Source organism: Yimella sp. NH-Cas1 (assembly GCF_022359705.1).
In the GTDB taxonomy this organism is placed as follows: Bacteria; Actinomycetota; Actinomycetes; order Actinomycetales; family Dermatophilaceae; genus Yimella; species Yimella lutea.
The window spans coordinates 1,779,957-1,792,915 of the sequence record NZ_JAKSGG010000003.1; the positions used below are offsets into that span (position 1 = coordinate 1,779,957).

At 66.6% G+C, this 12,959-nt stretch carries 13 protein-coding genes and 1 pseudogene; 4 read left to right on the plus strand and 10 right to left on the minus strand.

Annotated elements, in window-relative coordinates; genetic code table 11:
• Window positions 1–232: 232 nt before the first annotated feature.
• A complete protein-coding gene (gene rpsT, locus MF407_RS08875; protein WP_129624111.1) occupies window positions 233–493 on the minus strand; it encodes a 30S ribosomal protein S20 in 261 nt (86 codons plus the stop codon).
• A gap of 215 nt (window positions 494–708) precedes the next feature.
• Window positions 709–1,668 (minus strand): DNA polymerase III subunit delta, encoded by a 960-nt coding sequence (holA, locus tag MF407_RS08880; protein WP_239702056.1) that lies wholly within the window; start codon window positions 1,666–1,668, stop codon window positions 709–711.
• 87 nt (window positions 1,669–1,755) lie between these two features.
• On the opposite strand from holA, the gene purU reads away from it, so the two are divergent.
• Entirely contained in the window at window positions 1,756–2,622 is an 867-nt protein-coding gene (purU, locus tag MF407_RS08885; protein WP_239702057.1) for a formyltetrahydrofolate deformylase, read from the plus strand.
• A 14-nt stretch (window positions 2,623–2,636) separates the two neighbouring features.
• Here purU and MF407_RS08890 read toward each other — a convergent pair.
• The 3 genes and pseudogenes from MF407_RS08890 to hflX form a co-directional block, all read right to left on the minus strand.
• Window positions 2,637–4,993: pseudogene (locus MF407_RS08890) on the minus strand (ATP-dependent DNA helicase).
• A 128-nt stretch (window positions 4,994–5,121) separates the two neighbouring features.
• On the minus strand, window positions 5,122–5,538 hold the full coding sequence (panD, locus tag MF407_RS08895; RefSeq protein ID WP_239702058.1) for an aspartate 1-decarboxylase: 417 nt from the start codon (window positions 5,536–5,538) through the stop codon (window positions 5,122–5,124).
• Between the two features lie 34 nt (window positions 5,539–5,572).
• Window positions 5,573–7,063, minus strand: a complete 1,491-nt coding sequence (gene hflX, locus MF407_RS08900; RefSeq protein ID WP_239702059.1) for a GTPase HflX — start codon at window positions 7,061–7,063, stop codon at window positions 5,573–5,575.
• A 102-nt stretch (window positions 7,064–7,165) separates the two neighbouring features.
• Here hflX and MF407_RS08905 point away from each other — a divergent pair, with 102 nt between their 5' ends.
• Window positions 7,166–7,777, plus strand: coding sequence for a methyltransferase (locus MF407_RS08905; RefSeq protein ID WP_239702060.1), 612 nt, complete (start codon window positions 7,166–7,168; stop codon window positions 7,775–7,777).
• On the opposite strand, the gene dapF is transcribed toward MF407_RS08905, so the two are convergent.
• From dapF to MF407_RS08920, 3 genes are read right to left on the minus strand one after another with little or no spacing between them, the layout of a single operon-like run.
• The gene (dapF, locus tag MF407_RS08910) at window positions 7,761–8,648 is read right to left on the minus strand and encodes a diaminopimelate epimerase (protein ID WP_239702061.1); all 888 of its coding nucleotides are present in this window, start codon (window positions 8,646–8,648) and stop codon (window positions 7,761–7,763) included. The genes MF407_RS08905 and dapF overlap by 17 nt on opposite strands.
• The gene (gene miaA, locus MF407_RS08915) at window positions 8,645–9,571 is read right to left on the minus strand and encodes a tRNA (adenosine(37)-N6)-dimethylallyltransferase MiaA (RefSeq protein WP_239702062.1); all 927 of its coding nucleotides are present in this window, start codon (window positions 9,569–9,571) and stop codon (window positions 8,645–8,647) included. Before miaA ends, dapF begins: the two co-directional genes overlap by 4 nt.
• A complete protein-coding gene (locus MF407_RS08920) occupies window positions 9,564–9,839 on the minus strand; it encodes an acylphosphatase (RefSeq protein ID WP_129624119.1) in 276 nt (91 codons plus the stop codon). The genes miaA and MF407_RS08920 overlap by 8 nt, the downstream gene beginning before the upstream one ends.
• 69 nt (window positions 9,840–9,908) lie before the next feature.
• Between MF407_RS08920 and MF407_RS15605 the strand changes: the two genes are divergently transcribed.
• Both MF407_RS15605 and MF407_RS08925 read left to right on the plus strand, forming a co-directional pair.
• Window positions 9,909–10,031 carry a hypothetical protein gene (locus tag MF407_RS15605; RefSeq protein WP_255407401.1) on the plus strand — a complete coding sequence of 41 codons (123 nt, stop codon included), beginning with the start codon at window positions 9,909–9,911 and terminating at the stop codon, window positions 10,029–10,031.
• 174 nt (window positions 10,032–10,205) lie between these two features.
• Window positions 10,206–11,375 (plus strand): RtcB family protein, encoded by a 1,170-nt coding sequence (locus MF407_RS08925; RefSeq protein WP_239702063.1) that lies wholly within the window; start codon window positions 10,206–10,208, stop codon window positions 11,373–11,375.
• Between the two features lie 61 nt (window positions 11,376–11,436).
• Here the strand turns inward: MF407_RS08925 and MF407_RS08930 are convergent, their stop codons facing one another.
• Window positions 11,437–12,423 (minus strand): IS3 family transposase, encoded by a 987-nt coding sequence (locus MF407_RS08930; RefSeq protein WP_170221769.1) that lies wholly within the window; start codon window positions 12,421–12,423, stop codon window positions 11,437–11,439.
• Complete coding sequence (locus MF407_RS08935; RefSeq protein WP_239702064.1) at window positions 12,420–12,908, minus strand: hypothetical protein; 489 nt, start codon at window positions 12,906–12,908, stop codon at window positions 12,420–12,422. Before MF407_RS08935 ends, MF407_RS08930 begins: the two co-directional genes overlap by 4 nt.
• Window positions 12,909–12,959 lie beyond the last annotated feature (51 nt).

Consider the following 12,959-nt stretch of genomic DNA (forward strand, 5'->3'; position numbering starts at 1 on the left):
CCGAGAGTCCGCAGGACCCGCGCGCTGACCCGCGAGTCCTGCGGACTTTCGGATGACCGACGCAGAAGCCCCGCACCTGTTCGGTGCGGGGCTTCGTTGCTACGAACGGTGGCCCTGCCTCCCAGTGGTGGCACCCAGGCGACCACAGCGCAAGGCTCACGCGGCGGGACGCATCAGGCCCGTAGCAGAAGCCGAGCGCCTGCTACGGGCCTGAACTGCGAAGGAGCCGCAATCAGAGGCTGTTCACCTGCTTGGTGAGCGCCGACTTCTTGTTCGCGGCCTGGTTCTTGTGGATGACACCCTTGGAGACGGCCTTGTCCAGCTTCTGGCCGGCGGTCCTGAGGGCGTCCTTCGCCTTGTCGGCGTCACCGGCGGCAACGGCCTCACGGGTCTTGCGGATCCAGGTGCGAAGCTCCGACTTGTAGGCCTTGTTGCGCTCGGTGCGGATCTCGTTGGTCTTGATCCGCTTCATCTGCGACTTGATGTTTGCCACGAAAGTTCTTCCTAAAGTTCGGTCTGATGGTTGTCGTAGAGGGCGACGACGCACCGGAACGGATGGGGCGTGGGGACGACCCTGGCGAGTTCGGTGCGTTGGTACTGCTGCGAGCGCGCACGACCAATACGCGCACGCAAGAAGCAAATCTACACGCCTGCCGGTGATCCCCTCAAATCGCGGGTCGGGCGCGGCTCACCTGCCGTTACCCGTCGTCAGCGTGCCGTTCGCTCGCGGCAGATCGTCAGCACGGCCCGCTCGACGGCGTAGACCGGGTCGCGTCCGCCACCCTTGACGTCGAAGTCGGCGGCCGCGACGGCCTGGATCGCGCGGCCGAGCCGGTCGCCGTCCCAGCCGCGGGCCGACCGGCGTGCACGGTCGACCTGCCACGGGGCCATGCTCAGGTCACGGGCGACCGCCGCGGACGATCCGTTGCCGGCCGAGGCGACCTTCGCGATCTGACGCAGCTGTCCGGCGAGGACCGCGACGATCGGGACCGGGTCGAGACCCGACGCGAGCGCGTGCCGCAACAGGCGCAGCGCCTCCCCCGCGTTGCCGGCGACGGCCGTCTCCGCGACCTTGAAGCCGGTCGCCTCGACCTTGCCGCCGTAGTACTCGTCGACCTGCTCCTCGTCGACGACGCCGGTCGTGTCGGCGATCAGCTGTGCGCACGCCGCGGCGAGTTCGCCGAGGTCCTTGCCGACGGCGTCCAACAGCGCCTGCACCGCCTCGGGAGTGACCTTGCGCCGAGCAGCGCGGAACTCGTTGCTGACGAACGAGGCCTTGTCGCGATCGGACTTGATCGCCGGCGCCTCGATGACCCGTGCGCCGCCCTTCTTGAGTGCGTCCAGCGCACGCTTGCCGCGGTTTCCGCTCTTGTGCATAGCGACGAGCACGGCGCCGTCCATCGGGGCCTTCGCGAGCGCGGTGACTTCGTCGATCAGTTCGTCGCCGGCCTCGTCCAGGTCGCGTGCGACCACGATCTTCAGCCCGCCGAACAGGCTCGGGCTGATGTGCAGCATGAGTTCGCCCGGCTCGTAGGTGGCGGCGTCGATTCGCACCACCTCCGCGTCGGGCTCGGTCTCGCGTACCAGGTCGATGGTGCTGCGCAGGGCGCGATCGGCAAGCAGTTGTTCGGGGCCGCTGATCAGCACGAGCGGGGGCACTGAACTCATGGGGCACACTCTTTCACCCTGGTCCGACACCGTCCTCACCGCTGCGATGACCTATCTTCGGGGCTTCACCCTTCCGTAGGAGCAACTGTGGGCACCCACCCGTCCGACCCGTCCGACTTCGTCCTCACCGCGACGTGCGTCGACCGACCCGGGATCGTCCACGCGATGACCGGTTACCTCGTCGAGCAGGGCGCGAACATCAACGAGTGCCAACAGTTCGAGGACCCGTCCACCGGGCGCTTCTTCATCCGGTTGGTGTTCCGGTGCGAGAAGCACTCACTGGACACGCTGCAGGACGGGTTCACCTCAGTGGCAACTGAATTCGGCATGGAATGGGGCCTGTGGCCGGCCGGTAAGCCGATCCGGGCACTGGTGCTGGTGTCCAAACTCGGCCATTGCCTCAACGACCTGTTGTTCCGGCAGCAGGTGGGTTCGTTGCCGCTCGAGATCGTCGCGGTGGGATCGAACCACCTGACGTTCCAGAAGACCGTCGCCACCCATGACATCCCCTTCCACCACATCCCGGTGACGGCGCAGACGAAGGCGCAGTCGGAGACGCGCATCCTCGAACTCGTCCAGGAGTACGACGTCGAGTTGGTGGTGCTCGCCCGCTACATGCAGGTGCTGTCGGACAACCTGTGCCGCACCTTGGAGGGCCGTGCGATCAACATCCACCACTCGTTCCTGCCCAGCTTCAAGGGTGCTCGCCCTTATCACCAGGCGCACGACCGCGGCGTGAAGCTGATCGGTGCGACCGCGCACTACGTGACGCCGGATCTGGACGAGGGCCCGATCATCGAGCAGGACGTGGCCCGCATCGACCACACCTACTCCCCCGACCACATGGTCGTGGCCGGTCGGGACGTCGAGACGCAGGTCTTGGCGCGCGCTCTCACCTGGCACGCCGAGCACCGGGTGTTCCTCAACGGCTCGAGCACCGTCGTCCTGCGCTGACCGACGGCTGGTCGTCAGCCGAGGTTCAGCTTCTTCAGGCGTGCCTCGACCTCGGCCACCGGCCGGTCGAGATGGTCGGCCAGTTCATCGACATCGAGGCCGAGTGAGACACCGTCCGACAACTCTTCGTCGTCGTCGCTGGTCCATTCCCCGCCCTGAGCAGGGGCCGGTTCGACGACGACATCGGTCTCGGCCGGCACCGCCGGCAGCGGTTCGGGCGCCGGGTGTTCCTCGGCGGCCTGCCGTTCCGGGGTCTCCACGGCGTCGGCCGGTTCGTCATCGGTGAACACGAGTTCGTCGTAGTCGCCGGCGTCGGTGGACGTAACCCGACCGGCTTCGGCGTCGAAGCGCTCCTGAACGTCGGGCTTGGAGGCGGCAGGCGGCACAGGCTTCTTCGCCGGCGCCACCGGAGCGTCGGCGGTTTCGTCCAGTCGCTTGAGCGCACGCAGCACGAGGTCGCGGTCGGTCGTCGGCCAGAACGGCGGGAGGGACTTCTGCAGGAAGCCCGCGTACCGCGCAGTGACCATTCGGTTGTCCAGGAACGCGACCACGCCGCGGTCGTTCGAGCGCCGGATCAGGCGTCCGGCCCCCTGTGACAGACGCAAGGCAGCGTGGGTGGCCGACACCGCCATGAAGCCGTTGCCGCCGCGTTCGGCGATCGCCTGCGAGCGCGCCGAGGTGATCGGATCGTCCGGACGCGGGAACGGGATTCGGTCGATGATCACCAGTTGGCAGGCCGAACCGGGCACATCGACGCCCTGCCAGAGGGTGAGAGTGCCGAACAGGCAGGTCTTCGGATCGGCGGCGAACTGTTTGACGAGCGTGCCCATCTGATCGTCGCCCTGGCACAGGACCGGAAACTCGTCGCCGAACCGTTCGCGCATCGCCTCGGTCGCCGCCTTCGCGGCGCGCACGGAGGAGAACAGCCCGAGCGTGCGTCCACCGGCGGCCCGGATGAGGGTCTCGATCTCGTCAATCGCTTGGTCGGAGGTGCCGTCGCGGCCGGGCGGCGGCAGGTGTTTGGCGACGTAGGCAATGGCCTGCTGCGGGTAGTCGAACGGCGAGCCGACGTCCAGACCCTCCCAGGCCGGTGAACCCTCACCACGCAGGCCGAGCGTGCCGGCCACTGAGTCGAAGGATCCACCGAGTTCGAGCGTGGCCGAGGTCATCACGACCGTGCGATCGCCGAAGATCTTGTCGCGCACCAGCATCGCCACACTCATCGGTGCGACATTGAGTGCCGAGCCGCGGTACTCGCTGCGGCTGATCCAGGCGACGTCGAGTTCACGTGCTTCGAGCAGGCGTGCGGCGTTCTCCAGCACTTCGTCGACCGCGGCCCGTGCCATCTGTCGGGGGCCGTCGTTGTCGGCCGGCTTGTCGGGCTTGAGGTCGGAGGACAGGCTGCGTGCGCTGTCGTGCACGCGCTGGACGGCGAGCGCCAGGTTGTCGGGCAGCCCGAGCAGACGTCCCTCGGCCAGCTGATCGAGGACTCCCCGAGGAAGACGCCGGTGTCGGCGAGCTCCTGGGTGTCGGCGTACCGGGCAGCCTTCTTCGCCGCGCTCGCCACCATGCCCGCGGTTAGTTCGTCGGTGATGGTGGAGGTGACCCGGTCGACGAGTTCGTGCGCCTCGTCGACGACCAGCGCGTCGTGTTCGGGCAGCATCTGGCGGCCCTCGAAGGAGTCGATCGCCATGAAGCTGTGGTTGGTGACGACGACATCGACGTCCCTGGCCTCGGCGCGGGCCTTCTCCACGAAGCACTCCTGCACCATCGGGCAGGTCGATCCGAGGCATTCGTGGGCCGTGACCGACACCTGACGCCAAGCGCGTTCGCTGACGCCTGGCACGAGATCGTCGCGGTCACCGGTGTCGGTCTCGCCGGCCCATTCACGCAGTCGGACGATCTCCTTCTCCAGGCGTCCGAGTTGCTGGTCGACCGCACCGGTGCTGAACAGGCTGTCTTCTTCGTCGTCGGGGTAACCACCGACGAGCTTGTGTTGGCACAGGTAGTTGCGGCGCCCCTTGACCAGTCCGTAGGTGGGGCGCCGGCCGAGCACCGGACGCAGGGCTTCGGCGAGCACCGGCAGGTCGCGCCCGACGATCTGCGCCTGCAACGCGAGCGTCGCGGTGGCGACGATGACGGGCTTGCCGGTCGCGTTGGCGTGCACGATGGACGGCACGAGATAGGCCAGCGACTTACCGGTGCCGGTGCCGGCCTGGACGAGCAGGTGATGCTCGTCGTCGAACGCCTTGGCGACCGCTTCGGTCATCTGCTGCTGCCCCGGACGGGGCGCTCCACCCACAGCCGCGACTGCGGCCTCCATCAACGAATCGATCGAGCTCGAGGAGGACGTCGAATTGGAGGCCGGCATCCTGCAAGCCTAGGTCTGGTGTCCGGTGCGGACGACATCGGACGCGCCGGTTGTGGAAACACCGGGCGCGTCCGTGGGGGTGTGCATGGGCGCGTCCGTGGGGGTGTGCATGGGGATGTCGAGGAAGGTCAGCGGTGGGTGACCGCAGAGGTCGACAGTCCGAAGCCCTCCGGCACGTCGCCCGGGTCATGATCGACCTGCACGATGCGGTTCTGCTTGTCGACGAACACGACATTCGGCTCGAACGAACGGGCCTCGGCGTCGTCCATCGCGGCGTACGCGATGACGATCACGGTGTCGCCCGGACTGATCAAGCGGGCCGCGGCACCGTTGATGCACAGGATGCCGGTGCCCCGCTCACCCTCGATCGCGTACGTGGTGAGGCGGTTGCCGTTGTCGACGTCGACGACATCGACCTGCTGACCCGGAAGGAGGTCGGCCGCGTCCATCAGGTCACGGTCGATCGTCAACGAACCCACGTAGTGCAGGTCGGCCTGGGTGACCGTCGCACGGTGGATCTTGCTGTGGAGCATGAATCGCTGCATGGTTCGCCATTGTGGCCTACCGGTGGCAGGCCTCTTACTCGGCAGCCACCCGGACGAGGTACTCCTCGAGCGCCGACTCCAGCGAAGGGTTCACCTTCGCGTGCACGTGGGTGCCCTCGCCGGTGTGCTCGCTGCTGATCACGTCGGCCTCGTCGTGCAACCGGCTCAGCAGGTCGCCGCGGTAGTAGGGCAGCAGCACCTCGACCCGGATCTGCGGGCGCGGCAACTCACGATCGATGAGTTCGAGCAACTCGGCGAACCCGGCGCCGGTGTGAGCGGACACCGCGATCGCGTACTTCTCCGAGCGCAACAGCCGGTCGACCACCTCGGGGTCGGCGACGTCCGACTTGTTGACGACCACGACCTCCTTGACGTCGGTCGCGCCCACCTCGGCAAGCACCTCACGCACCGCGGAGATCTGCGCCTGCGGGTCGGGGTGTGACCCGTCGACGACGTGCAACAGCAGGTCGGACTCGCCGACCTCCTCCAGCGTCGAACGGAACGCCTCCACGAGTTGGTGCGGCAGGTTGCGCACGAATCCGACGGTGTCGGCGAGGGTGTACGGACGTCCGTCGGCGGTCTCGCTGCGACGCACGGTCGGGTCGAGGGTGGCGAACAGCTGGTTCTGCACCAGGACGCCGGCACCGGTGAGCCGGTTGAGGATCGAGGACTTGCCGGCGTTGGTGTAACCGGCGATCGCGACCGACGGCACCTCGTTCGCCTTGCGGCCGTGGCGCTTGGTGTCACGGATCGTCTTCATCGAAGCGATCTCGCGCTTGAGCTTGGCGATGCGGGTGTTGATGCGGCGGCGGTCGAGCTCGATCTTCGTCTCACCCGGGCCTCGCGAACCCATGCCCTGGCCGCCGGCGGCCTGACCACCCGCCTGCCGGGACATCGACTCACCCCAACCACGAAGTCGCGGCAGGAGGTACTGCAGCTGGGCGAGCTCGACCTGCGCCTTACCTTCCTTGGACTTCGCGTGCTGGGCGAAGATGTCGAGAATCAGCGCCGTGCGGTCGATGACCTTCACCTTGACGACGTCCTCCAGGGCACGCCGCTGGCCGGGGCTGAGCTCACCGTCGGCGATGACGGTGTCGGCGCCCTCGGCGATGACGATCGCGCGCAGGTCGGCGGCCTTGCCCGATCCCATCCAGGTGCTCGGGTCGGGCTTGCTGCGACGCTGCATCACACCGGCGAGCACGGTCGAACCCGCGGTCTCGGCGAGGGCGGCGAGTTCACGCATCGAGTTGTCGGCGTCCTCGACGGTTCCCTCGGTCCAGACGCCGGCGAGCACCACGCGCTCCAGACGCAGCTGGCGGTACTCGACCTCGGTGACGTCCTGCAGTTCGGTCGACAGGCCCTCCACACGGCGAAGGGCCGCACGTTCGGCGCGGTCGAGTTGGTCGCCGTCGCGGTGCTCGGTGCCGTCCTCCAGCAAGAAGCCGTCCTGGTCGTACTGGACGTCGAACTCGGAGTCGGCGAGCGCATCGGCGCGGCGGTTGAAGAAATCGTGTTGCGAAGTCATGTTCCCCTCAGTGTCGCAAGCTTCAACCGTTCGAGCGAGTTCTTTATGCCAAATGTCAGGCGTCCGGATGCACATCGCTACCCCGCCGATAGGTTGGGACCGATGTCAGGCACCGATCACTACTTCAGCGCCGAACCCGCCAGCGCTGACGAGCGCAGGACGATCAACGTCCCGTTGGCGGGTTCGACACACGCCGTCCAGGTTGCGCCGGGAATCTTCTCGCCCGACCGGATCGACCAAGGCACCTCGGTGCTGCTGCAGCACGCTCCGCAGCCCCCGGCGTCCGGCACTTTCCTCGACCTCGGGTGCGGTTGGGGACCGATGGCTCTGAGCCTGGGGTTGTATTCGCCGGCCGCGATCGTGCATGCGGTGGACGTGAACGAGCGTGCGATGGATCTGGCTCGACTCAACGCAGAATCGTTGGGGCTAAGGAACATTCGGGTGTCCACTGCGGACGAGGTGCCGGCGGACGTCCGGTTCGATCTGATCTGGTCGAACCCGCCGATCCGGGTCGGCAAGGCGGTGTTGCACGACCTGTTGCGCGCCTGGTTGCCGCGACTGTCGGACGACGGCGAGGCCTATCTGGTGGTGCAGCGCAACCTCGGTTCGGACTCATTGCAGAAATGGCTGAACGAGAACCTCGACGGCTTGGTCGCCGATCGGTTCACCAGCGTCCGGGGCTTCCGGATCCTGCGCGTCACGCACCGTCACTGACCCCGACCGGGTCCGGCAGCTCGACGGTGCCGAGGGCGACAAGAACGGCGGGTCCGGACAGCGCCACCCGATCACCCGCGATCTGGACGCCGAGACGTCCTCCCGGTACATCCACGAGCCAGTCGAGTTGATCGGACGGACGACCGCCCCACCACCAGATCGCGAGCGCCGCAGCAGCTGCGCCGGTGCCACAGCTCAGCGTCTCGCCCACACCGCGTTCGTGCACCCGCATGGAGATGTGGGCGTGTTCGATCGCGCGGACGAACTCGACGTTCGTGCCGTGCTCGGGGTGCGGGTCGACCTGCGGAGCACGGGTCAGGTCAAGGGCGCCGAGGTCGATGGACGGCGGGAGCGCGACCACGGTGTGCGGGTTGCCGAGGTCGAGGCTGAGCGCGGGCAGCGGGTCGGGTGCCCCGTGCACCTGGACCACGGAATCCATTCCACGCTCCTGGGCCTCGACCTCCCGCGACAAGCGCCACGGCCCGAGGTCGGTGGCGAAACCGTCACCGAACCGGGTGATCCGCTTCTGACCGGCCCGCGTCGCGATCTCGAAGACATCCGCGCGTTCGAGGCCGGCGTCGACCAGGTACCGCGCAAAAACACGGGTGCCGTTGCCGCACATCTCCGCGACCGAGCCGTCGCTGTTGCGGTAGTCCATGAACCATCGCGCGTCCGGGCACTGCTCGCGGACGTCGTCGGGTGCCGCCCCGATCGGAGCAACCCGGATCACTCCGTCGCCACCGATGCCGGCCCGGCGATCGGCCAGGAAGGTCACCTCCTGCGGGGTGAGGTCGAGGCGTCCCTCGTGATCGGGCACGAGAACGAAGTCGTTCTGCGTGCCGTGGCCCTTGACGAAGTCGATGGTGGTCACGCGTCCATTGTGCGCGAGGACGCGATCACCTCGAGCGCACAGTCCACCAGGTCGGACGCGTCGTGCGGCAACCAGGTGATCCTCGGGTCGGGCCGGAACCAGGAGAACTGCCGCCGGGCCAGTCGCTTGGTGGCACGTGCGGTGTCCTCGATCGCTTCAGCCTCGGTGAGTTCGGCGTCGAGTTGCCGCAACACCTGCGCGTATCCGATCGCCCGGCTCGCGGTCCGTCCGTTCCGGAGCCCTGTTGCGTCGAGTGCTCGCACCTCGTCGACCAGACCCTCGTCCCACATCCCCCTCGTGCGCCGGTCGATGCGCTGGTCGAGCACGCCGCGATCGGCATCGAGTCCGAGCATCACTGTGGGACGGAGAAATTCGCGCCTCGGCATGGTCGCGCTGAACGGGCGACCGGTCAGCTCGATGACCTCCAGAGCACGGATCACACGGCGCTCGTTGCTCGGCAGGATGTTGGCCGCTGCATTCGGATCCCGTTGTCTCAGTAGGGAGTACAGCGCCAGAATCCCCTCGGTAGCGACCCGCCGCTCGAAGTGTTCCCGTACCCCGGGGTCGGTGGGTGGGATGTCGAGGACGTCGAGCGCCGCACGGACGTAGAGCCCGGTGCCGCCTACCAGCACGGGGACATGTCCGCGATCGAGGATGCTGTCGATGTCACGCCGGGAATCACGTTGATAGGCAGCGACACTCGCCTCCTCGGTCACCTCCAGGACGTCCAGCTGGTGGTGCGGCACTCCGCGCCGCTGCTCGAGCGGCATCTTCGCCGTGCCGATGTCCATTCCGCGGTAGAGCTGTGACGCGTCGGCGTTGACAACTTCTCCCCCGAGTCTTTCGGCGAGCGCGACGCCGAGGTCCGATTTGCCGCTCGCGGTCGGACCGATGACGGCGATCAGGTTTCCTGAATCACTCACGGTCGACGTCGAATCCGTCGGCTCCGATGGGCGCCACCTTGGTCACCTCGACGTCTGTGACGTCGGCTCGTCGCGGACCTTTGCGGCACCACTGCACGATCTCCTCGATCGAGTTCCAGCCGCCCTCGAAGTGAGCCAGCACGGTGCCGTCCGGCTCATTGCGCACCCATCCGCGCACCCCCAGCTGTCGGGCGTACTCGGCGCAGGAGGCACGGAAGAAGACCCCTTGGACGCGTCCGGTGATGCGCACCTGTACCGCTCGCAACATGGCGATCAGCCTAGAACTCGCCGATTAATCGGTTGCACAGGACACGACGGCGGGCCCAGACTTCCCGGCATGTCGATCACGGCGCTGACCCTGGATGGGAGCCTCAGCCCTCGCCGCCAAGAGCGTGAGGGCAATTCGGGCTGCCTGAAGCAGTTCGGCGCCACCGACGATGATTCGTCCAGGATCGACTGACGTCGATACGACGAGCAATGCCCGGTGGTCCGCCACCGGGCATTGCTCGTTGTCCGACAACAACATTCGCATTCGATGCATCATTCGACGGCATCCGGACGTCAATCCTCGGTTACGAAGAACACACCCACGCACACCTGATGAGTGTGGGATGAGAACGAAGGGAGTACGACCATGCAGAAGATCAACGAGCGGCTCTGGAACTGGGCAAGCATCCTGGAGGACAACACGCGCGAGCAGGCAGAACTGACGGCGTCGATGCCCTTCATCTTCCCGCACCTCGCGCTGATGCCGGACGCACACCTGGGCCGGGGAGCAACCGTCGGTTCGGTCATCCCGACGCAGGCAGCGATCATCCCGTCGGCGGTCGGTGTGGACATCGGCTGCGGCATGATCGCGGTGCGGACCCAGTTCACCAAGGCCGACATGGCGGGTGACCTGTCGAAGCTGCGGAAGCAGATCGAGCGGTCGATCCCGCTGTCGGCGGGCGGCGTCAACCGGAAGATCTCGCGCGAGCACACCCAGGCACGGGTCGACGAGCTCGCGGCCATGGCGACGGACGCAGGTTTCGACCCGGCGAAGTACGCCGGCAAGTGGGACCTGCAGCTGGGCTCGTTGGGTTCTGGCAACCACTTCATCGAGGTGAGCCTGGACGAGCAGGATCGGGTCTGGCTGTTCCTGCACTCGGGTTCGCGGGGCGTCGGCAACAAGATCGCGTCACACCACATCAAGGTCGCCCAGCAGTTGGCGCAGAAGTGGTGGATCTCGTTGCCGGACAACGACCTTGCATACCTGGTCGAGGGCACGGACGAGTTCTGGGCCTACATCCGGCAGTTGCGGTGGGCACAGCACTACGCGTTGCTGAACCGGGAGGAGATGATGGACCGGGTGATCACCCAGCTGGAGTACTGGATGGGTGTGCCGGTGCAGCAGCAGGAACGCATCAACTGCCACCACAACTACACCGAGCAGGAGACCCACTTCGGCAAGCAGGTCTGGTTGTCCCGGAAGGGTGCGATCAACGCCGAGGCGGGTCGTCCGGGCCTGATCCCGGGCTCCATGGGCACCGCGTCCTACGTCGTGGTCGGCAAGGGAAACCCGTTGTCACTCAACAGCTCCCCGCACGGTGCCGGCAGGGAGTACTCGCGGAGCAAGGCCCGCAAGACCTTCACCCGGGAGCAGCTCCAGGAGGCGATGGTCGGCATCGAGTACCGGGACACCGACGCGTTCATCGACGAGATCCCGCAGGCGTACAAGGACATCGACCAGGTGATGGCGGACGCCGCCGACCTGGTGGAGGTGCGGCACACGCTGCGGCAGATCGTCAATGTGAAGGGCGACTGACCTTCCCCGGGACGAGAATCCGCGCACCCTGCGGTGATCCGCGCACCTTGCACGGAATGAATCAAGCTGTTTGGGACAGCTGTGGGTTGGGTGTGTTGGGTTTGTTGATCCAGACGGTGTCTGGGGGCATGTGCGTGATCGGCGGTTTGTGGTGCCGGGCGGTGTGCTTGGCGGCGTAGGCGGCTTTGGTGGTTGCCCACTGGTCGTGGGTACTGCTCCAGGTGCCGTGGTGGACTCGGGCCGGGGTGTGTCCGGCGAGGCCGGCGTGGTGGTGGCGGGTGTTATACCGGTCGAAGAACTCGGCACTCCACTGCCGCGCGTGTTCTAAGGAGTCGAACTCTTCGGGGTAGTCCAGGTCGTACTTCACCGTTTTGAACAACGCCTCGGCGAACGCGTTGTCGTTCGACACCCGAGGGCGTGAGTACGAGGCGTGGACGTGCATCGTGGCCAGCAGTTCTCGCACGGTCCCGGCTCGCATCACGCCACCGTTGTCGGCATGGATGACCTGCGGTGTGCCCTGCTGGGCGGTGAACGCGTTGTTGAACAGTTCCTGGGTGAACCGGTGGTCCTCGACGTGCTCGACGCGGTACCCGACCACGTACCTCGAGTACAGATCGATCATCGAGTACAGCTTGAAACTCATCCGTCCTGGACCGGGCAGGTTGGTGATGTCCCAGCACCACACTTGTCCCGGGGCGGTGGCGTGCAACCGGGGAGTGGACCGTGCACCGTACCCGCGGTGCGCGGTGTGCCGGCGGCGATCACTGGACTGCCCTTCGCGACGCATGATGCGGTGCATCGAGGGCAACGAACACAGGTACACGCCCTGATCCAGTAGTTCGAAGTGTGCCTGCCGGATCGATAACCCTGCCAACTCGACCGTGTTGAGGGCCTGCACCACGGCCTTCGCCTCGGCAGCGGTGACACGGTTGGGGTACGCCCGTTCCGTGTGGGGCACCACCACCCCGATCCGTGGGGGCGGATTGAGATATCGGTAGTAGGACGACCGAGCGATCCCCAGCCAGGCACAACCCTGGACGATGCTCACTCCGGCATAGCCGAGGGCCGTGACGGTATCGGCGGCAACCTCGAAGTATCGGGGTCTCTCAACCAGTCCGGCATCCCCGGGCGGGGTGGTGGTTCCTCCTGGTTGGGGCCCGCGCTCTTGGCCAATCCCTCCAAGAGCGCGGCAGCTTTTCCCAGCAGTTCCACCGCGGACTGCGATTGCTCCAGTTCTAGTTGCAACCGCTGGTTCTCACGCCGCAACCGTTCCAGCTCAACGCGTTCGTCATATTTCAACACGTGCCTCGCTACCGTCGTTGGCTCTTTGGTGGCCGGGTCGACCAACCGGCCAGCGTCCCGCCACATCGACCACTTCTTGATCGAGAACGGCGTGACACCGACCCTACGCAGGAACGCGGCCTTCGCACCACGCTCGAGGCACTGGTCATGCTCCAGCAGCAGAGCCCACCGCTGCTCATCAGTGAAAGCCGCATGACGCGACGGACGAAACGGCACCTCATCAGAAACCATCAGGGAAATCCTTTCCCCACCCAGCTGTCTCACAACAGCCTGACGCACTGG